Annotated in this window: 15 protein-coding genes; 12 read left to right on the forward strand and 3 right to left on the reverse strand. The window is 44.6% G+C overall.

Annotated elements, in window-relative coordinates; all coding sequences use genetic code 11:
- The first annotated feature begins 100 nt into the window (after window positions 1–100).
- The 10 genes from gltB (OO778_RS14100) (at window position 101) to OO778_RS14145 (ending at window position 17,240) form a co-directional block, all read left to right on the forward strand.
- Window positions 101–4,651: a glutamate synthase large subunit gene (gene gltB / locus OO778_RS14100; RefSeq protein WP_264910106.1), complete on the forward strand. Its 4,551-nt coding sequence runs from the start codon at window positions 101–103 to the stop codon at window positions 4,649–4,651.
- Window positions 4,651–6,120, forward strand: coding sequence for a glutamate synthase subunit beta (locus OO778_RS14105; protein WP_006742690.1), 1,470 nt, complete (start codon window positions 4,651–4,653; stop codon window positions 6,118–6,120). The genes gltB (OO778_RS14100) and OO778_RS14105 overlap by 1 nt, the downstream gene beginning before the upstream one ends.
- A gap of 451 nt (window positions 6,121–6,571) precedes the next feature.
- Entirely contained in the window at window positions 6,572–11,035 is a 4,464-nt protein-coding gene (gene gltB, locus OO778_RS14110) for a glutamate synthase large subunit (protein ID WP_074192047.1), read from the forward strand.
- Between the two features lie 20 nt (window positions 11,036–11,055).
- On the forward strand, window positions 11,056–12,468 hold the full coding sequence (locus tag OO778_RS14115) for an FAD-dependent oxidoreductase (RefSeq protein WP_074192046.1): 1,413 nt from the start codon (window positions 11,056–11,058) through the stop codon (window positions 12,466–12,468).
- A gap of 91 nt (window positions 12,469–12,559) precedes the next feature.
- Window positions 12,560–12,988 (forward strand): DUF1499 domain-containing protein, encoded by a 429-nt coding sequence (locus tag OO778_RS14120; protein ID WP_074192045.1) that lies wholly within the window; start codon window positions 12,560–12,562, stop codon window positions 12,986–12,988.
- A 63-nt stretch (window positions 12,989–13,051) separates the two neighbouring features.
- Window positions 13,052–13,747, forward strand: a complete 696-nt coding sequence (gene mtnN, locus OO778_RS14125) for a 5'-methylthioadenosine/S-adenosylhomocysteine nucleosidase (RefSeq protein ID WP_005396324.1) — start codon at window positions 13,052–13,054, stop codon at window positions 13,745–13,747.
- An 11-nt stretch (window positions 13,748–13,758) separates the two neighbouring features.
- Window positions 13,759–14,712, forward strand: coding sequence for a cobalamin biosynthesis family protein (locus tag OO778_RS14130; protein ID WP_074192044.1), 954 nt, complete (start codon window positions 13,759–13,761; stop codon window positions 14,710–14,712).
- On the forward strand, window positions 14,712–15,536 hold the full coding sequence (btuF, locus tag OO778_RS14135; RefSeq protein WP_054867296.1) for a vitamin B12 ABC transporter substrate-binding protein BtuF: 825 nt from the start codon (window positions 14,712–14,714) through the stop codon (window positions 15,534–15,536). Before OO778_RS14130 ends, btuF begins: the two co-directional genes overlap by 1 nt.
- A 69-nt stretch (window positions 15,537–15,605) precedes the next feature.
- Complete coding sequence (locus OO778_RS14140; RefSeq protein ID WP_054867265.1) at window positions 15,606–16,226, forward strand: TRIC cation channel family protein; 621 nt, start codon at window positions 15,606–15,608, stop codon at window positions 16,224–16,226.
- 129 nt (window positions 16,227–16,355) lie between these two features.
- Window positions 16,356–17,240, forward strand: coding sequence for a LysR family transcriptional regulator (locus tag OO778_RS14145; RefSeq protein WP_074192043.1), 885 nt, complete (start codon window positions 16,356–16,358; stop codon window positions 17,238–17,240).
- Between the two features lie 32 nt (window positions 17,241–17,272).
- Here OO778_RS14145 and OO778_RS14150 read toward each other — a convergent pair whose 3' ends face one another.
- The 3 genes from OO778_RS14150 to OO778_RS14160 form a co-directional block, all read right to left on the reverse strand.
- Window positions 17,273–17,692: a hypothetical protein gene (locus tag OO778_RS14150; protein ID WP_131815256.1), complete on the reverse strand. Its 420-nt coding sequence runs from the start codon at window positions 17,690–17,692 to the stop codon at window positions 17,273–17,275.
- A gap of 58 nt (window positions 17,693–17,750) precedes the next feature.
- Window positions 17,751–18,506 carry a hypothetical protein gene (locus tag OO778_RS14155; protein WP_264910110.1) on the reverse strand — a complete coding sequence of 252 codons (756 nt, stop codon included), beginning with the start codon at window positions 18,504–18,506 and terminating at the stop codon, window positions 17,751–17,753.
- Window positions 18,507–18,642: 136 nt separating this feature from the next.
- Window positions 18,643–19,422, reverse strand: a complete 780-nt coding sequence (locus OO778_RS14160) for a TSUP family transporter (RefSeq protein WP_005396424.1) — start codon at window positions 19,420–19,422, stop codon at window positions 18,643–18,645.
- 237 nt (window positions 19,423–19,659) lie between these two features.
- Between OO778_RS14160 and OO778_RS14165 the strand changes: the two genes are divergently transcribed.
- Window positions 19,660–20,451 carry a hypothetical protein gene (locus OO778_RS14165; RefSeq protein ID WP_074192041.1) on the forward strand — a complete coding sequence of 264 codons (792 nt, stop codon included), beginning with the start codon at window positions 19,660–19,662 and terminating at the stop codon, window positions 20,449–20,451.
- Complete coding sequence (locus tag OO778_RS14170; protein WP_074192040.1) at window positions 20,448–20,870, forward strand: hypothetical protein; 423 nt, start codon at window positions 20,448–20,450, stop codon at window positions 20,868–20,870. The genes OO778_RS14165 and OO778_RS14170 overlap by 4 nt, the downstream gene beginning before the upstream one ends.
- Window positions 20,871–21,269 lie beyond the last annotated feature (399 nt).

Consider the following 21,269-nt stretch of genomic DNA (forward strand, 5'->3'; position numbering starts at 1 on the left):
TGGCGATAATAAATATAAAGGACAAGACGTAATCAATGGTCTAGGTGGCATTTGCCTGCCTGGTGCTTTTGCGTCGACATTGAACTGGAAGGATGTATCTATGGTAGATAGAGAGCAAAATCCACAGGGTCTATATACTCCTGAATTGGAGCATGACGCGTGTGGTATCGGTTTTGTTGCTCACCTTAAAAACCGTAAATCTCATGAAGTAGTGACTCAAGCATTGGATATGCTAGCTCGCATGGAGCACCGTGGTGGTCAAGGTTGTGATCCATGCAGCGGTGATGGTGCGGGTATCTTGCTACAAAAACCTCATGAATTCCTATTAGAAGAGGCCGTTAAGCTCGGCATTAAACTGCCTTCATTTGAAAAGTATGGTGTGGGTGTCGTACTTTTCCCGAAAGACGAATACAAACGCGAGCAATGCCGTGACATTCTAGAACGCAACGCTCAGCGTCTAGACCTTGAAGTTATTGGCTACCGCGTTTTGCCAACCGATAACTCGATGATCGGTGCCGACCCGCTAAGCACAGAACCTCAGTTTGAGCATGTGTTTATCTCTGGTGGTCCAGGTATCACACCTGAAGAGCTAGAGCGCAAACTGTACGTACTTCGTAACTACACTGTACGTGTTTGTCTAGAAAGCGTTTCGAACATTGGTGATGACTTCTACATTAACTCAATGTCTTACAAGACATTGGTGTACAAAGGTCAGTTAACGACCGAGCAAGTCCCTCAGTACTTCCTTGATCTGCAAAACCCGACCATGGTGACCGCACTGGCACTGGTACACTCTCGCTTCTCTACCAACACCTTCCCGAAATGGCGTCTTGCACAACCTTTCCGTTACATTGCCCACAACGGTGAAATCAATACAGTTCGAGGTAACTTGAACTGGATGAAAGCCCGTGAGGCGATCATTGAATCCGATCTATTTACCCAAGCTGAAATCGACATGCTGCTTCCTATTTGTCAGGAAGGCAGTTCGGATTCATCTAACTTTGACATGGCACTTGAGCTCCTAGTTCTTTCTGGTCGTAGCCTGCCGCACGCATTGATGATGATGATCCCGGAAGCATGGCAAGAAAACAAAAACATGGATCCTAAGCGTCGCGCGTTCTATCAGTACCACGCTAACATCATGGAACCATGGGATGGTCCGGCTTCAGTATGTTTTACTGATGGTGTTCAAGTTGGTGCGACACTCGACCGTAACGGTCTGCGCCCTTCTCGCTACACAGTGACCAAAGATAACTTCCTAGTAATGGCATCAGAATCTGGTGTTGTGGATATTGAGCCAGAGAACGTTGAGTTCCGCGGTCGTCTACAACCAGGTCGCATCTTCGTTGCAGACTTAGAGCAAGGTCGCATCATCTCTGATGAAGAAGTGAAAGACACCATCGCAACGGCACAGCCTTACGAAAAGTGGGTAGAAGAAAACCTACTAAGCTTGAAGAAGCTGCCAGATGCGAGCAACCAATTCAGCCAACCTAAGCCAGAACATCTTCTACACCGCCAACAAGCGTTTGGCGTAAGTACTGAAGAAGTGAACGAAATCATCGTTCCAATGGCAAATGAAGGTAAAGAGCCATTATCAGCCATGGGTGCAGACTGGCCTCTTGCGGTTCTATCTCATCAGTCTCAACATCTTTCAAACTACTTCAAGCAGCTGTTCGCACAGGTAACTAACCCACCGATTGACCCGATCCGTGAGCGTATGGTGATGTCGCTGAACACTTACTTGGGTAAAGACCAAAACCTTCTGACTGAAACACCACTTCACTGTCAGAAAGTCGAATTGGAATCGCCTGTTCTGGCGAACTCTGAGCTTGAGAAACTGCGTGCGATCGATAACGAGCATCTTCAGGCGAAAACGCTAGATATCGTATTCCAAGCCAGTGAAGACCAAGGCAAGCTTGAGCGCGCACTAAAACGTATCTGCCAATACGCAGAAGACGCGGTTATTGATGGTTACTCAATCATCCTGCTAACTGACCGCGCAGTGAACTCAAACCACGCCGCTATCCCAGCCATGCTGGCAGTTGGTGCAGTGCATCACCACTTGATCCGCAAAGGTCTACGTGCGAAGTGTGACATTGTGGTTGAAACCGGTGACGCGCGTGAAACGCACCACTTTGCAACGCTAATTGGTTACGGTGCCAACGCCGTTAACCCATACCTAGTGATTGAAACCATCATTGAGCTTCAGCGTACGAAGAAGCTGGACCCAGAAGCGAACCCTCGCGATCTGTTCAACAACTACCGTAAAGCGATCAATGGCGGTCTTCTGAAGATCTTCTCGAAGATGGGTATCTCAACCCTGCAGTCGTACCACGGTGCGCAAATCTTCGAAGCCTTAGGTATTCATAAGTCAGTGGTAGACAAGTACTTCACAGGTACAGTTTCTCGTATCCAAGGTCTCACCCTTGACGATATTGCTAAAGAAGTGCTCGTTCGTCACCGCATCGGTTATCCACAACGCGAAATCCCAATTCAAATGCTGGATGTGGGTGGTGTTTACCAATGGAAACAGCGTGGCGAGAAGCACCTCTTCAACCCAGAAACCATTTCTCTACTACAAGAGTCTACGCGCAACAAGAACTACGATCAGTTCAAGCAGTACGCGACAGCAGTCGATAAACAAGGTGACAACGCGGTAACTCTGCGTAGCCAGCTTGAGTTTATTAAGAACCCAGCCGGCTCTATCTCTATCGACGAAGTCGAGCCAATTGAAAGCATCGTGAAACGCTTCGCGACGGGTGCTATGTCATTCGGTTCTATTTCTTACGAAGCACACTCCACACTAGCTGTTGCGATGAACCGTCTTGGCGCGAAATCGAACTCTGGTGAAGGTGGTGAAGACCCAATGCGTTTCGAGCGCAAAGAGAACGGCGATTGGGAACGCTCTGCAATCAAGCAGGTAGCTTCGGGTCGTTTCGGCGTAACCTCTTACTACCTAACCAACGCTGATGAGCTACAAATCAAGATGGCTCAAGGTGCGAAACCAGGTGAAGGTGGTCAGCTACCAGGCGATAAAGTAGATGACTGGATCGGTGCTACACGTCACTCAACTCCAGGCGTAGGTTTGATTTCTCCACCGCCACACCACGATATATACTCAATCGAAGATTTGGCTCAGCTGATCTACGACTTGAAGAACGCGAATCGTGCGGGTCGTGTAAACGTGAAACTCGTGTCTGAAGCAGGTGTTGGTACCATCGCATCAGGTGTAGCGAAAGCGAAAGCAGACGTTGTACTAATCGCAGGTTTCGACGGTGGTACTGGTGCATCCCCAATGTCTTCAATCCGTCATACTGGTCTTCCTTGGGAACTTGGTTTGGCAGAAACACACCAAACGCTACTAAAGAACGGTCTACGTAACCGTATCGTGGTTCAAGCGGACGGTCAGATGAAGACACCTCGTGATCTTGCAGTGGCAACACTACTAGGTGCAGAAGAATGGGGCGTGGCAACCGCAGCCTTGGTGGTTGAAGGTTGTATCATGATGCGTAAGTGTCATAAGAACACCTGCCCTGTTGGTATCGCAACTCAGAACAAGACGCTTCGCGAGCGCTTTGATGGTCGCGTAGAAGACGTCGTAACCTTCTTCCAATACATGGCACAAGGTCTACGTGAAATCATGGCTGAACTTGGCTTCCGCACTATCGATGAGATGGTCGGTCAAGGCCAGAAACTGCGTGTTCGCCAAGACGTTTCTCACTGGAAATACAAGAACCTAGATCTGTCTCCTGTTCTACACGTTGAACAGCCACGTGAGTCAGACGGTATCCATAACCAAACGCAACAGAACCACAATCTTGAATCGGTACTAGACCGTAAGCTGATTCGAGCAGCGATTCCTGCACTCGAGAAAGGCGAAGCGGTGAATGCCGAGTTCCCTATCGTCAACACGGACCGCTCTGCAGGTACCATGCTGTCGAACGAAATCTCGAAAGTGTACAAAGACCAAGGTCTACCTCAACCAATGAACGTGAAGTTCAAAGGTTCTGCGGGTCAGTCATTCGGCGCATTCCTAGCTAAGGGCGTGAAGTTCGAAGTAGAAGGCGACGCGAACGACTACTGGGGTAAAGGCTTATCTGGCGGTACGTTAGTACTTTACCCAGATGCGAAATCAAGCATTGTCGCAGAAGACAACATCGTGGTTGGTAACGTGTGTTTCTACGGTGCAACTTCGGGTGAGTCTTTCATTCGCGGTATGGCTGGTGAACGTTTCTGTGTTCGTAACTCAGGCGCGAAAGTAGTAGTAGAAGGCGTCGGTGACCACGGTTGTGAATACATGACGGGCGGTGCAGCAATTATCCTTGGTTCAACAGGTCGTAACTTTGCCGCAGGTATGAGTGGTGGTGTGGCTTACGTATGGGATAAATCAGGCGACTTTGAGTCGAAACTGAACCCAGAGTTAGTAGACCTAGATCCAATCGAGAAAGAAGACAGAGATCTATTACTCGACATGCTAACTAAGCATGTTCAATTCACAGGAAGTGAAGTCGCTCAGTCTTTCCTAGACAACTTTGAAGCAAGCCTAGCCTCTATGGTTAAGGTAATGCCGCGTGACTATAAAGCGGTGCTTCAAAAGCGTAAAGCTGAAGCACAGTCTCAAGGAAACGAAACTCAAGTGGAGGCCGTATAATGGGTAAGCCTACTGGATTTTTAGAGCATGGTCGTGAACTACCACAGAAGATCGACCCAGCTGAACGCATCAAGAACAACAAAGAGTTCGTTCTGAACGAGGAGTTTGGTGACAAGATCAATACTCAAGCGTCTCGTTGTATGGATTGTGGTGTGCCGTTTTGTCATAACGGCTGCCCTATCGGTAACATCATCCCAGAGTTTAACGATGCGGTTTATCGTGATAGCTGGGAAGAAGCATGGAACATTCTAAGCTCAACCAATAACTTCCCAGAGTTTACTGGTCGTGTTTGCCCTGCTCCATGTGAAAGTGCTTGTGTACTTGGCATCAACCAAGACCCAATCACCATCTGTAACATCGAGAAAACCATCGTAGAAACGGCGTATCGTGAAGGGTACGCCAAGCCAAAAACGCCACGTTCTCGCACTGGTAAAACGATAGCGATCATTGGATCTGGACCAGCGGGTCTTGCGGCTGCTGAGCAGCTAAACAGCGCTGGTCATACTGTGACAGTATTCGAGCGAGACGAGAAGGTTGGTGGTCTGCTGCGTTTCGGTATTCCAGATTTTAAACTGAGCATGGAAGTCATTGATCGTAAGATCAATCTAATGGCAGAAGCTGGCGTTGAGTTTAAAGTAAACCAACACGTCGGTGTTGATGTAAATGCTCAGCAACTGCGTCAAGAGTTCGATGTGGTTCTACTGACGGGTGGCTCAACGGTTCCACGTGATTTGCCAGTTCCGGGTCGTGAGCTCAAAGGCGTTCACTTCGCAATGGAATTCCTAGGTCAAAACAACCGACGTGCAAATAACATGGACCTGAAAACGGAAGAGATTCACGCAAAAGGTAAACATGTGGTTGTCATTGGTGGTGGTGATACCGGTTCAGACTGTGTAGGTACGTCAAACCGTCACGGCGCAGCAAGCGTAACTCAAGTGGAAATCATGCCGATTCCACCAGAGAAGCGCCCAGCCAATATGCCTTGGCCTCAATACCCAATGATCCTACGTACTTCGACTTCTCATGAAGAAGGTGTCGATCGTCACTGGAACATCCTGACCAAAGAGTTCATCGGAAATGACAAAGGTGAAGTCACAGGCCTTCGTCTTGCTGATATCGTTTGGCAAGATGCAAAACCAGGCGAGCGCCCAAGTTTCAAAGAAGTAGAAGGCAGCGAGCGAGTGATCCCATGTGATATGGCATTCCTAGCAATGGGCTTCTTACACCCAGAACCTACAGGCGTGCTTGCTCAACTGGATATCGCGCTAGATGATCGCGGTAACGTAGCAACTCAAGGTTTTGCTACTAACCAAGAAGGCGTATTTGCTGCTGGTGATATGCGAACAGGCCAATCTTTGGTGGTTCGTTGTATCAACGAAGGTCGCGAATGTGCTCGTGCTATCGATGACTACCTAATGGATGGCACAAACCTAGAAGCAAAAGCAGATTCACTGATGCTTTCTGCTTAACGGAAGTATTCACGCTTCCCTCTTTCAATGCCATAAATAGCCATCAGCGATATCGATGGCTATTAGCAAAGAAAGAAAACAATTCCTTCCAATCTTTCTATTTTGACCAGCATTTTATGCTGGTCTTTTTTATTTCCCACAGAATCAAATGTTACTTTTTTGTAACAATCAATTTTCTATCTATTTGAAATCATTAAACTATTTTAGCTTATTAAATGGTAAATCGCATATTCACGTGATTATCCACTAATAACTTGACCTTTTTTACAATAAGCTATAGCTTGTGAAGTTGATGAAAATAAAACACTCAAAAAATGTTAAATATTTCACAGCTTTTATTGAATAAATATACATAAAACCATAAAAGATGACGCATATTCAGTCATCACTATCAACGTAAGCAGTGTTGATATATCTGTCGGGATGACGGATAAGCAAAGGGAGAATTGCAATGGCTCTTTATGATCCAAGTCTTGAGAAAGACAACTGTGGATTTGGCTTGATCGCGCATATGGAAGGCGAACAAAGCCACAAGCTGGTTCGTACAGCAATTTCTGCACTTGACCGAATGACCCACCGTGGTGGTATTGCCGCCGATGGTAAAACCGGTGATGGTTGTGGTCTTCTATTACAAAAGCCCGATTCCTATTTACGTCTTATTGCCGAAGAAAATGGTTTCAACCTTGGCAAGCAATACGCCGTAGGGATGATTTTCTTCAACCAAGATCCGGTCAAAGCTCAACTCGCTAAAGACATCGTCAACAGAGAACTTGCGCAAGAGACGCTAACAGTGGCCGGTTGGCGTGAAGTTCCAACTAATTCAGAAGTACTCGGTCCAATTGCGGCTAACTCGCTTCCAAATATTCAGCAAGTCTTTATCTCTGCACCAGCTGGTTGGCGAGAGCGTGACATTGAACGTCGTCTCTACATCGCACGCCGTCGCATCGAGAAACAAATCACCGAAGATCCTGATTTCTACATCTGTAGCTTGTCGACTCAAGTTTTAGTGTACAAAGGCCTGTGCATGCCAGCGGACTTACCACGCTTTTATCTTGATCTTGCTGATCTACGCATGGAATCCGCTATCTGTCTGTTCCACCAGCGTTTTTCTACCAATACTCAACCGCGTTGGCCGTTGGCTCAGCCGTTCCGCTATCTTGCTCATAACGGTGAGATCAACACCATTGAAGGTAACCGCCAATGGGCCCGAGCGCGTGCTTACAAGTTCTCGTCACCACTGCTGCCCGATCTTCAAACTGCAGCACCATTTGTGAACGAGACAGGTTCAGACTCCTCTAGCTTAGATAATATGCTGGATCTCTTCTTAGCTGGCGGCATGGATATCTTCCGTGCCATGCGCATGCTTGTGCCACCAGCATGGCAAAACCACCCAGATATGGATCCGGATCTGCGGGCGTTTTACGATTTCAACTCCAAGCACATGGAACCATGGGATGGCCCAGCAGGTATCGTACTGTCCGATGGTCGTTATGCTGCTTGTAACCTAGACCGAAACGGTCTGCGTCCTGCACGTTATGTAATTACCAAAGACAAGTTGATCACTCTGGCATCTGAGGTAGGGATTTGGAATTACGCCCCAGATGAAGTTGCCGAAAAAGGGCGTGTAGGGCCGGGTGAATTGCTCGTCATCGACACTCGTAAAGGTAAGCTTTGGCAGTCTAGCGAGATCGATAATGATCTGAAATCTCGTCACCCTTATCGCGAATGGATGGAAAACAACGTTCGCAAACTAACACCATTTTCTCAGCTACCTGAGGATCAAGTAGGCGAGCGCAGCTTTGATGAAGACTTACTTAAGACTTATCAAAAGCAATTCGCGATGACGAACGAAGAAGTCGACCAAGTTCTGCGTGTACTCGGAGAAATGGGCCAAGAAGCCGTTGGTTCTATGGGTGATGATACTCCAATGGCAGTGCTCTCCTCAAAAGAGCGTTTGGTAACTGACTACTTCCGCCAGAAGTTCGCTCAGGTAACCAATCCACCGATCGATCCACTGCGTGAAAAACACGTGATGTCACTGGCGACCAGTATCGGTAAGGAAATGAATGTCTTCTGTGAAACCGATGGCCACGCGCATCGCGTAACATTTGATTCGCCTGTACTGCTTTATTCAGACATGCAGCAACTGCTCGAGCTTGGTGACGATCACTACCGTAATACCATTCTAGATATCAACTACGACCCACAAGAGAAAGATCTTAAACAAGCCATTAATGATCTCTGTGAGCAAGCAGAGCAAGTCGTACGTGAAGGCACGGTTTTAGTGGTACTTTCAGATCGCGCTTTGGTCAAAGGCAAGTTACCAATTCCAGCCGCAATGGCTGTCGGCGCCGTTCAAACTCGTTTGATTGATGCGAACCTACGTTGCGATGCCAACATTGTAGTCGAAACCGCAACTGCACGGGACCCACACCAATTTGCTGTCTTGCTTGGCTTTGGTGCGACTGCAGTTTACCCATACCTTGCTTATGAAGCGTTAGGTAAACTGATTGATGATAAGGCACTAGAGAAAGACTACCGCGATGTGATGCAGAACTACCAATACGGCATCAACAAAGGCCTGTATAAAATCATGTCAAAGATGGGGATCTCAACCATCGCCTCTTACCGCTGCTCACAACTGTTTGAAGCAGTTGGCTTGAACCAAGATGTGGTCGACCAGTGTTTTAAAGGCGTCACAACTCGAATTGAAGGCGCGAATTTTGACGACTTCCAGCAAGATCTTACAAACTTATCTCGCAAAGCATGGGCGAAACGTAAATCGATTGATCATGGCGGCTTGTTAAAGTATGTCCATGGAGGTGAGTATCATGCTTACAACCCGGATGTGGTTGGCACGCTGCAACAGGCCGTTAAATCTGGCGAAAGTAACGACTATCAGAGCTTTGCTAAGCAGGTAAACCAACGCCCTGTTGCCATGCTGCGTGACTTGATGTCGCTGAAAAAATCAGACTCACCGCTGCCACTAGAGCAAATAGAACCACGCACTGAACTGTTCAAACGCTTCGACTCTGCGGCCATGTCCATTGGCGCACTTAGCCCTGAAGCGCATGAAGCACTCGCGACTGCGATGAACCGTCTTGGTGGCTATTCAAACTCCGGTGAAGGTGGTGAAGATCCTCGCCGTTTCGGCACTGAACGTAACTCGCGCATCAAGCAAATTGCTTCAGGCCGATTTGGTGTCACGCCTCATTACCTTACTAATGCGGATGTACTACAAATCAAGGTAGCGCAAGGAGCTAAACCGGGTGAAGGTGGTCAGCTACCGGGACACAAAGTCACCGCAGAAATCGCCAAGCTACGTTACTCCGTGCAAGGAGTGACGTTAATCTCTCCTCCTCCACACCACGATATTTATTCTATTGAAGATTTGGCCCAGCTGATCTTCGACCTTAAACAAGTCAACCCGAATGCGCTGGTTTCGGTAAAACTCGTCTCCGAGCCAGGTGTCGGCACCATCGCAACGGGCGTAGCAAAGGCTTACGCTGATCTTATTACCATCTCGGGTTACGACGGTGGTACCGCAGCAAGCCCATTAACTTCGGTAAAATACGCTGGTAGCCCTTGGGAGTTGGGGTTGGCAGAGACACAACAAGCACTGGTTGCTAATGGTCTGCGTCATAAGATCCGCCTACAGGTAGACGGTGGTCTAAAGACTGGTTTAGACGTAGTTAAAGCCGCGATTCTTGGTGCGGAAAGCTTCGGATTTGGTACCGCGCCAATGGTTGCTATGGGTTGTAAGTTCCTGCGAATTTGTCACCTCAATAACTGTGCAACAGGGGTTGCGACTCAAGACGAAACGCTGCGTAAAGAGTACTTCAAAGGCTTACCTGAAATGGTGATGAACTACTTCACCGGACTGGCAGAAGAAGTGCGCGAGCTGCTTTCTGAGCTAGGAGTTGAAAAACTGACGGACTTGATTGGTCGTACCGATTTACTTGAAGCAGTAGAAGGCTTTACCGCGAAGCAAACCAAATTGGATCTATCCAACATTCTAGAAGCTCCCGTCTCGCCTGAAGGTCATCCGCTGTTTTGGACAGAGCCAAACAAACCGTTTGATAAAGCTGAGCTCAATCAAAAGATCATTGATGATGCCATGCATGCGGTAGAAAACAGCCAATCAGCAAGTTTCTTCTACAATGTCATCAACACTGATCGTTCTGTGGGTGCTCGCTTATCTGGCGAAATAGCGAAGCGCTATGGCAACCAAGGATTGGCGGCTTCCCCTATCAAAATCTATCTTGACGGCACTGCCGGCCAGTCGTTTGGCGTTTGGAATACGGGTGGCGTAGAGCTTTACCTCACAGGTGATGCGAATGACTACGTAGGGAAAGGCATGGCAGGCGGCAAGATCGCCATTAAACCTCACTTAGGTACAGCGTTCAAGTGTCATGAAGCCACCATTATTGGTAACACGTGTTTGTACGGCGCAACGGGCGGTAAACTGTTCGCGGCAGGTAAAGCGGGTGAGCGTTTTGGGGTACGTAACTCAGGTACGATTGCCGTCATTGAAGGTGCGGGAGATAACGCTTGTGAGTACATGACAGGCGGTATTGTTGCCATTCTAGGTGCAACAGGCGTGAACTTTGGTGCAGGTATGACCGGAGGCTTTGCCTATGTTCTGGATGAAAACCAAAGCTTTGAAGGTCGAGTCAATACTGAATCTGTCGAAGCCATTTCATTGTCCGATCTATACATCCACCAAGAGCATTTGCGCGGCCTGATTGCGGAACACCTTGAAGAAACAGGGTCGAGCCACGCAGAAAATATTTTGGCGAACTTTGATGAATGGATTCCAAAGTTCTATTTGGTGAAACCACAAGCGGCAGATCTTCGCACGCTACTTGGTCACCAGAGCCGCAGTGCCGCTGAGCTGCGCGTTCAAGCCCAGTAATCATGGAGGATGTTTGAATCATGAGTCAGAACGTTTATCAATTTATCGATGTTCAACGCGTAGATCCTGCGAAGAAGCCTATCAAAGTTCGTAAGATCGAGTTCGTTGAAATCTATGAACCGTTTACCAAACAACAAGCGACTGCGCAGGCGGATCGCTGCTTAGATTGCGGTAACCCATACTGTGAATGGAAGTGCCCAGTACACAACTACATCCCTCAATGGCTAAAACTGGCAAATGAGGGACGTATTCTTGAAGCGGTTGAACTATCGCATCAAACCAATAGCCTACCGGAGGTATGTGGGCGCGTTTGTCCTCAAGACCGTCTATGTGAAGGTTCATGCACGCTTAATGATGACTTTGGTGCCGTCACCATCGGTAATATAGAAAAGTACATTACCGACAAAGCCTTTGAAATGGGCTGGAAGCCAGATATGTCCAAGGTGGAGTGGACCGATAAAAAGGTCGCAATCATTGGAGCTGGCCCAGCAGGCTTGGCAGCCGCTGATATCCTAGTGCGCAATGGCGTTAAGCCAGTCGTGTTTGACCGCTACCCAGAAATCGGCGGACTACTGACTTTCGGTATCCCTTCGTTCAAGCTTGAAAAAGGGGTAATGGAAAATCGTCGCCGTGTGTTCACTGAAATGGGCGTCGAGTTCCGCATGAACGTGGAAGTCGGTAAAGATGTACAAATGCAAGATCTAATCGATGAGTACGATGCCATTTTCTTAGGCGTTGGCACCTATAAATACATGCGTGCAGGACTAGGAAATGAGGATGCGCCGGGTGTATATGACGCGCTGCCATTTTTAATTTCGAATACCTACAAAGTCATGGAGCTTGAGAACAACCAACCTTTTATCGACATGGCAGGAAAGAAAGTGGTCGTGCTTGGTGGTGGCGATACCGCAATGGACTGTGTACGAACCTCTATTCGCCAAGGAGCCTCCAATGTGATTTGTGCTTATCGTCGTGACGAAGCCAACATGCCTGGCTCTCGTCGCGAGGTAAAAAACGCGAAGGAAGAAGGCGTGAAGTTCATGTTTAACCTGCAACCACTCGGTGTGGAGGTCGACGCCTCAGGTAACGTATCGGGCGTTAAAGTGGTAAAAACCGCTTTAGGTGAGCCCGATGATGCAGGTCGTCGCAGACCAGAACCAGTGGAAGGCAGTGAACATGTATTGCCTGCGGATGCCGTGATCATGGCATTTGGTTTCCAGCCACACAAAATGGACTGGTTGGAACCGTATGGTGTCGATTTAGACCAATGGGGACGTATCAAGGCACCTGTTGAGCAAGCGTTCATGTACCAAACCAGCAATGCGAAAATCTTCGCTGGCGGTGATGCGGTCCGTGGCTCAGACCTCGTCGTAACCGCCATTGATGAAGGGCGAAAAGCGGCAGAAGGCATTCTTGATTACCTAGAAGTCTAATCACAGCTAACATCACAAAAAGGATCCTATTATTGGATCCTTTTTCTTTTGTATCCATATAATTAGAAGCAAAATTATAAGAGTAAATACAATGAAAAAAGCCGCTCTCCTTTCCATCGCTTTACTCAGCCTTACAGCCTGCAGCCAAGGAGTCACCAGTATGCCAGATCGTTCTCAATCACCTTGTGGTGACAAACCAAATTGCGTTTCAACTCAGGACTCAAGAGACAAGTTTCAATTAGCACCTTTTTTGCTCACTGAGTCCGCAACGTTAGATGCCATTGAGCAAGCCGCGCTTCAACTTCCTGGCGCCAAAACCGCGGTAAAAGAGGGTGATTACCTTCGGATAGAATGCACATCTAAAATCATGCGCTTCGTGGATGACCTCGAATTAAAAGTAGCAGGAGACAAACTGATTGTTCGCTCAGAGTCACGTGTGGGCTATTCTGACTTTGGCGTAAACAGAAAGCGCGCCGAACAATTACGAGAAAAGCTCACTCAAGCTAAGCTCATGAAATAGAAAACTGCTCACGGGGAGTGCTATACTCTCGGCCAACTAAAATATTTACCGAAAGAGAGTGTTATGAAAGTTGGTATCATCGGTGCGATGGAACAAGAAGTGACCATCCTGAAAGAAGCAATCACAAACTGCAAAACCGTAAATAAAGCAGGTTGTACGTTTTTCTCTGGTCAAATTAATGATGTAGAAGTAGTCGTACTACAATCAGGTATCGGTAAAGTTGCAGCTGCAGTAGGCACTACCATTCTTCTTGATGAATACCAGCCAGATGTTGTGATTAACACAGGCTCTGCTGGTGGCTTCGATTCAAGCCTAAATCTAGGTGATGTTGTTATCTCAACAGAAGTTCGTCATCACGATGCAGACGTGACCGCTTTTGGTTATGAAATTGGCCAAATGGCTGGCCAGCCTGCTGCATTCAAAGCGGATGAAAAGCTAATGGATTTAGCAGAAAAGGCACTAGCGCAAATGGAAAACACTCATGCAGTTCGCGGCCTGATCTGTACTGGTGATGCATTTGTTTGCACCGCTGAACGCCAAGAGTTTATTCGTAAGCACTTCCCATCCGTTATCGCGGTAGAAATGGAAGCATCTGCTATCGCTCAAACTTGTCACCAATTCAACACGCCGTTTGTTGTTGTGCGCGCAATCTCTGATGTCGCTGATAAAGAGTCACCAATGAGCTTTGATGAGTTCCTACCGCTAGCAGCAAAAAGCTCTTCTGAAATGGTATTCAAAATGCTGGAACTCATTAAGTAAACGACTCATTCATGGAAGAAGTTTTTCAGTCATTTTATGCCAACGGTGCGCTCCTTATTATGTGGGGCGCACTGCTCTTTCACCTTATTTTACCAATCCCCCGTTCATCGCATCCCATCACTTTATGGCGAAAGTTAGCTGAGAACCTCGCCAACAAAGTAAACAATAATCATAGTTACTCACAGAGCCTGACCTCCGGCAGTCTTGCATTGGGCTTGATGCTATTGCCTTGCTTGATCTTGCTGATTGCCGTGGAGCCATTCGTTTGGCAAGTGCCTTTATACGAACTAGTGCTATTGATCATTGCTTTGGACTGGCGCAACAGCGAAGCCTTAACAAAACAACTCGTCACAAGTATGTCGAGAGAAGACAAAGCCCAGTGCCGACAATTACTGAGACCATATCTTAATCGCGATACTGACAGCCTCTCGATCATCGGCATAGGTAAAGCAAGCTCAGAAGCTGTGATTATGGGATACAGCCGCAACGTAATCGGTGTGTTATTTTGGTACGCACTCGCAGGTGGTATTGGTGCGTTAATGTATCGACTAACCACAGAGTTAGCTCGAGTTTGGTCCCCTAGCCGACGCCAATATTTGCCCTTTGGTAAACCTGCCGTTCAGCTGGTTGCCGCTCTGGATATTATTCCACTTCGTCTCTTTGCCATACTTTTAGCTGTAGGAAAGAACGTAAGCAATGTGCTTTCTGGTGTACAGCAACAAGCGAAGTCTTGGCCACTACCTGGACCTGCCTGGGTGTTGTGTACCATCGGACACAAACTACAACTCTCTTTATGCGGCCCTGCTATCTATCAAGGTATACGTGCGGAACGCGCTAAAATCGGTGGACGCATTGCCCCATCGGCTATTCACCTTTCACAAATACATACGCTGCTCGTTTGGCGAGTCTTCGTTTGGATAGCTATCCAAAGTCTGCTTTTAGGAATGATTTATCAAGGATTATGATGAATAAACTATGCTTCGCATTAACGCTGTTTGTTTCGACAGCGACCTTCGCCCAAACACCAGCGCAACGCATTGTAAGTTTAGCTCCGCATGCCACTGAAATTGCCTTTGCGGCAGGGCTAGGAGACAAGCTTGTTGCTGTCAGCGAAATGAGTGATTATCCAGAGCAGGCAAAGCAGCTGGAAAGAGTCTCTAATTACCAAGGAATTAAATTAGAGCGCATTATTGCTCTTCAACCGGATTTAGTCATTGCTTGGCCGGCAGGAAACCCGGCAAAAGAGCTGGAGAAAATTAAACAGTTCGGCATTCCTATCTATTATTCCACTACAGGCTCACTGGAAGATATCGCCAATAATATCGAGCAGCTAAGCCAATACAGCGAAACCCCGCAAATAGGACAAAAGGCCGCTGAAGATTTTAGAACGCAACTGAATACACTAAAAGAGAAGTACAACACGCATGAGAAAGTTCGTTACTTTTATCAGTTGAGTGAAAAGCCTATCATCACTGTCGCCGGGAAGAACTGGCCAAGTGAAGTCTTTACTTTTTGCGGTGGTGAAAACATTTTCGCAGCATCCAGCGCGCCTTATCCTCAGGTCAGCATCGAGCAGGTCATCACTCGCCAACCAGAGGTTATTTTTACTTCTCGTCACGCAATGAGTAATGATGGTATGTGGGCAGAGTGGAGCAATGAGCTTCCCGCGCTTGGAAATAAACACATCTGGTCTCTAAACTCAGATTGGATTAACCGCCCAACCCCACGCACACTAAATGCGATCACAGAAGTGTGTGAGCACTTTAAAAGCGTTCGTCAAAAACGCTAACGATTTCGTGGCAAATACCGTACAATTTCCGCCCATTTTTTCTCACACTATATAAAGGTACTAAGTAACATGGACTCCATGCTGCTTTATATGATCGATTTGTTCGGTACCGCTGTTTTCGCTATCTCTGGCGTGTTACTGGCGGGCCGTTTAAAAATGGATCCATTCGGCGTTATCGTTCTCGGCAGTGTGACTGCTATTGGTGGCGGAACAATCCGAGACATGGCGCTAGGTGCCACTCCTGTATTTTGGATAACAGATACTACGTACTTATGGGTGATATTTGTTACGTGTCTACTAACCATGCTCGTTGTACGCAGACCAAAACGGCTGTCATGGTGGGTATTACCCGTCTGTGATGCGATCGGCCTTGCAGTATTTGTAGGAATAGGTGTAGAGAAAGCCCTCGCTTACAACGCGTCTGGGATGGTCGCCGTGATCATGGGAGTCATTACTGGTTGTGGTGGTGGTATTATACGTGATGTGCTGGCTCGCGAAGTTCCTATGGTATTAAGAAGCGAAGTCTACGCTACGGCATGTATTATTGGCGGCATCTTCCATACGATGGCGGTAAACATGGGTTATGACCACTCAACGGCTTTACTCGCTGGTGTAATCTCAACGCTCATTATACGTCTCGGTGCTATTCGTTGGCATCTATCCCTGCCAACTTTCGCAATTAATCGTTAAACACAAATTACATGATTCGGTCATGGAGTCGACTGAGTGTCGGCTCCTCTCATTTATACTCATTTGATTCGCCAATTCTTGTACAATTCGCTAAATTATTTCAACCATTCCTAACTTTCATTAATTATTATGTTGCTTGAAGGTATTGAGACGTTACTTGTCCTCAGTAAAGAAAAAACCATGAGCCGTACGGGCAGCCAACTCTATATTAGTCAATCTGCGGTGAGTAAGCGCATTTCGAATCTAGAGAAGAAGTTAGGAAAAAAATTGATTGAGCCAAGTGGTCGGCACATAAAGCTGACCTCCGATGGCCTTGCGCTCATCAACACGATCGAGCCAACGTTCAATGAGTTAAGAGGTCAGATCTATGATCAGCAAGAAATAGAAGATACTTCTTTGATCAAGATAGACTGCTCTGAAACCTTAGTCGCTGGATACCTTAGTGTGATCATGGCAGAACGCTTTGCCCATGACCAGTACATACGAATATCGACCAATCATACACCACGCATTATTGAGAACGTCAAATCAGGTAAAGCGACACTGGGATTCTGTGCTGGTTATTTACCGCCTCATCATGGATTAATGAGCCTTCACCTCGCTGATGAACCTTTTTCAATCGTCAGTAGATACCCACTTTCGCAACTACCCAAAGCCATTTTGACCAATGACTTAACCAATCATGCCAACACTTACCAACAAGCTATTTTGTCAAAATACGGAATTGAGCCTTTGATGGAAATGGATTCATACACTGCGGCAGCACAACTGGCTTTGGGCGGAATGGCTCCCGCTTTAATTCCTAAATCTATCCTGAAGACACTTAATATCACACCCAAATTCTGCTATGACTTTGAAGAACTAGGACAGTTAATTCGACCAATACATATCTGCTTGCGCCACAGCACATATCGCAGCGAACGAGTTAAAGCACTGACAGAATCCATTGCTGATGTTGTTGCCAAAGAAGTTTCGTTGCCATTAGCATCGACATCACAACAACTAGACAATTGAAGTAGAGTATAATGTAAAAGTGTATTTTATAGTCATTTTACAAAAACATAGTACTCACTTAAAAACCATCGAGAACTAAGTTCCTCAGAATAATGGTATCCATGACTTTCAGCATAAGACAGCAGCCACTCATTAAATATATAAGAAAACAAAAAGCTAGAAACTAATAAAACAAAACATAATTTAAAAAGATTTTTAAGTTTTTCTTTATTTGGCTTTCTCTTAGTAGAAACAGTATAAATAGAAACATAAGAAAGCAAAGCAAATAAAAAACCGGATGAAAATAACTGAATATTCTGACCACCTAAAGATAAACTTTCCTGATCGGATGAAATTGATCCAAAAAAATCCAACAAATCAGATACCGGAAGATAAATCATAAAATATGTACATATAGGAAATAGAATTGAACCTATAATAAATGTTCTATAATCTATTTCTTCATTTTTCATAATGAAAAACCACTATTTTTAAAGCTTTGCATCGCTCGGTATTGGTTTGTTTTATCTTTCATTTTTCCACCTCTTCTTTTTGAGACCAAAATAGCATAATTTCCTTTTGGAACCTCTTTGTAAGGTTAAATTCTTCATTTATTTTACTAGTTGTAAAGCTGGCAACAACACCGACAAAAACAACCACAAACAGAGCCTCTGAACCACCAGCAGCGACAAAACCTACAGAAACCATCGTTTTTAATGTTATACTAGCAACTAAAGCAGCCAAACCCACTTTAATAATGTCACTTGCTATAACTCCAAATAATTTAGACAATACTCTTTTATTTGACTCTTTAAATAAATACTCAGCTATTATATAAGATGTGACAAAAATAACAGTAATAACTGCACCTTGCTTAACCGTCTGTAATACCTTTTCTTTTCCTATAGCAAAACTTACGGCCATCGGTGGCGAAATCTTACCAGACAAAGCCATAACTTTTCTTTGTAAACTAGGTGTTCCTTTAATTACAATATGATTAAAACCACCATACTTCTCAACTGCAATAGGAGCTGCGCTACCTAACAAGGCTACAGCAACTCTACCTAAATACGCCAAATCATCTACAGTTACATAGTAGTTTGCAATAAATTCTAACTTACCCTTTAAACTATTCCATCGAAGCTGTTCATGCTTAGGGATAAATTTAATAACATATTTATCAAATTCATTGATAGAAAATGCATAGCATTCTCTTTTTGACTGGGTATTATCTCGAGATATAATAGGATACATATAACCAACAATTAAATATTCTAAACTTAGCATTCTAACTTTATTAAATAAAAATTGTTTATTACTTTTTCATTTTAAGTACGATATCACACTATAATGAAATCATAGATATATCAGTATTTCTTTACATATAATTCATGAGTAGGCGTAGTTGAACGTAGAGAACGAGTTATAATACTGACAAAATCCATTGCTGATGTTGTTGCCAAAGAAGTTTCGTTGCCATGAGCATCGACATCACAATAACTAGAGGACGAATCCATTTTTGCCCTTTACTTACCACGACCTTCGCCCCTAACTGAGCACCAAGAAAACCGCCAACAGCCATGGTTAAGCCAAGCTTCCACACTGGCAACCCGGCTAAGATAAAAAAGAGTAGTGCCGCTATGTTTGACGTGAAATTGAGGATTTTTGTTCTAGCAGTGGCTTCGACCAAAGAAAAGTGACCCAGTGCAACAAAACAAACAGTAAAAATAGATCCAGTCCCAGGGCCAAAAAAGCCATCATAGAAACCGATCCCCCCACCAATGCATAGCGCAAACATCGCTTCAGATAACTTTGGTTCTCCATCGATTTTTCGCGTACTTGGCGCGAGTAAAAAATAGAGGGAAATGGCTATCAAAAGAACAGGGATCAAACTGGTGAGTACGCTAGCATCAATAAACTGCACAGCCTCGGCACCGATCGCTGCACCGATAAAAGTACAGAGTATCGCGAAACGCATTTCCTTTAGGCTGACAATACCGTTACGCACGAAATACCAGCTAGCAGAGAAACTGCCAAACGAACTTTGTAACTTGTTGGTTGCTAGAGCTTGAGTCGGACTCAACCCCGCTGCCAAAAGCGCAGGGAGCGTAATGAGCCCTCCCCCACCAGCCATCGCATCAATAAAGCCTGCGGCAGTCGCAACAAAAAATAGAGCCAACAAAATCTCAACCGTGATTTCCACTACACATCCTTTTTATTTAAAGAGGCATCAAAGAGGAAAAACGGTAGCACTTATTCACAAAACCACCAATGGAAAGTCAAGACACCAATCTATTCCTAATTTTCATCTTTGTGAAATTTTCATTTTAGTTTCACAAAAAAAAGATACATGCCTCAAGGATACGAATGAAATAGTATTTTCATTGTGTCAGCCGTGTAGGCAAGGTCATAATAAAATTATGGTTTCAAGGAGAAAACGATGTACCCTGCAATACAACAAGACTCAAGTAGCAATACCAAAGAAGTACATATAGTATCAGTAAGCGTATTTGATGACTTAATTAACAAAAACATCAAAAGGAAAGGTGTTACTGAAAAATGGAAAGTTATCAAAAATAAACTAGAAAATACTGCAAACTATTACACAACAGCCGATGATCTTATATTTTTAACAAAACTAGCGAATAATCTAAGCGGAGCAACAAACCCTGTCCATATAAATTACTATTCTGGCCAACCACATTTTGTCTTTACGGGGACACCGGCCCTGAGAATAAAGTTAAGTGCTTTGGGTTCTCATGCACCGACTCCAACAATTACTAACTTTGCTGTAGGTCCAAAAAGTGCTATCCAGTCTATTAAAAGTGGAACAATTATTACAATCGTACTAGTAAGCTCTTTTAGAGCAATGGAACACTTCTTTTCGGAAAAGAATAAATCAACATTACTGAGTTTGTTTGGCACAATAACTAGTGACATCCTAAAGTTAGGAATTTCATCCGCAATTGCTGCAATTGCTGTAAAAGGAATTTCTGGAGCTACTACTATTTTCGCTCTAACTTCTGGCCCATTATTTTTAGCTATAGGTATAAGCTTGGTTATTGGGAGCATATTAAATCATATAGATAAAAAGCATAATATAACAAAAAAATTCAAATTAACATTAGAGAAAAAACTAGATGAATCAATAAAAAATGAAATAAATCAAGAAGAAGCAAGAATAAAAAATTTAATTGGTTCTACATATATAAAAAATGGAATGTTTTTATGAAAAAAGAAGACAACCTAGATCTAACATCAACATTTTTAACATCACTGTTATTCCTTTCTCTAGGATTGTTATGCATTTATTTTTTTTACAACGATACCATAAATAACATAAAAGACATATATAACGAAGAACGTATTATAGAAATTTCTCAGGGATCATTTTATGGGTTATTTGGAAGCTGGGTATTTATATCTATATTTATTCTTTTAATTACTGTGTTTTTAAAAAAAAGAAAATTATCATATAAGAAAGAAGGCATGTTCATTAAAGTTATAATTTCTTTTTCAATTATAACAATTATAGCACCAAGTGCATTTGTGTTTCTCACTAAAAAACACTTAACAAATCAGGGTTACTCTGTTTCAATTGATAAAGAAGACTCCTGGCTACAAGATAAGGTTTATATTTTCAAAAAATAAACTTCAATTTATGTTACATAAAAGAAATTAAAATTTGAGAAAAAATTCAATTAGCATAGCGAACATCTCAATAAGTGTATGTTTATACTTGGCATTGACTATTGGTCTGACTATTAGCTTAAGCATTTGGAATGACTGGTTTTCTTTCACTCAACACATTGATCTAGATACGTACCTTCTTACATTGGGAGCTATTACGGTTGTTGTTGTATGCATTCCAAACATCCTGACAATAAGCAAAGGATTAAGTATTGCTGCAAAAATAAACTTAATCACTATCTCTTTTATCATTCTTACCTGCAGTATCAACTTTGTTGTAGCAAGTGGTAGTACTATTTCTTCATCTTTAGGAACATTGCTTGCCATAATTAGCTTGATGATCTTCAAAAGCGAAGCATA

It is taken from the genome of Vibrio sp. STUT-A16 (assembly GCF_026000495.1).
Classification (GTDB): Bacteria; Pseudomonadota; Gammaproteobacteria; order Enterobacterales; family Vibrionaceae; genus Vibrio; species Vibrio diabolicus.

Bases quoted from the DNA above. Each gene is read 5' to 3' on its own strand.
- OO778_RS14165 (WP_074192041.1), top strand. From the start codon at position 19,660: ATGTACCCTGCAATACAACAAGACTCAAGTAGCAATACCAAAGAAGTA.
- mtnN (WP_005396324.1), top strand. From the start codon at position 13,052: ATGAAAGTTGGTATCATCGGTGCGATGGAACAAGAAGTGACCATCCTG.
- OO778_RS14170 (WP_074192040.1), top strand. From the start codon at position 20,448: ATGAAAAAAGAAGACAACCTAGATCTAACATCAACATTTTTAACATCA.
- OO778_RS14120 (WP_074192045.1), top strand. From the start codon at position 12,560: ATGAAAAAAGCCGCTCTCCTTTCCATCGCTTTACTCAGCCTTACAGCC.
- OO778_RS14145 (WP_074192043.1), top strand. From the start codon at position 16,356: ATGTTGCTTGAAGGTATTGAGACGTTACTTGTCCTCAGTAAAGAAAAA.
- OO778_RS14150 (WP_131815256.1), bottom strand. From the start codon at position 17,692: ATGAAAAATGAAGAAATAGATTATAGAACATTTATTATAGGTTCAATT.
- OO778_RS14140 (WP_054867265.1), top strand. From the start codon at position 15,606: ATGGACTCCATGCTGCTTTATATGATCGATTTGTTCGGTACCGCTGTT.
- gltB (WP_074192047.1), top strand. From the start codon at position 6,572: ATGGCTCTTTATGATCCAAGTCTTGAGAAAGACAACTGTGGATTTGGC.
- gltB (WP_264910106.1), top strand. From the start codon at position 101: ATGGTAGATAGAGAGCAAAATCCACAGGGTCTATATACTCCTGAATTG.
- OO778_RS14115 (WP_074192046.1), top strand. From the start codon at position 11,056: ATGAGTCAGAACGTTTATCAATTTATCGATGTTCAACGCGTAGATCCT.
- btuF (WP_054867296.1), top strand. From the start codon at position 14,712: ATGAATAAACTATGCTTCGCATTAACGCTGTTTGTTTCGACAGCGACC.
- OO778_RS14130 (WP_074192044.1), top strand. From the start codon at position 13,759: ATGGAAGAAGTTTTTCAGTCATTTTATGCCAACGGTGCGCTCCTTATT.
- OO778_RS14105 (WP_006742690.1), top strand. From the start codon at position 4,651: ATGGGTAAGCCTACTGGATTTTTAGAGCATGGTCGTGAACTACCACAG.
- OO778_RS14155 (WP_264910110.1), bottom strand. From the start codon at position 18,506: ATGCTAAGTTTAGAATATTTAATTGTTGGTTATATGTATCCTATTATA.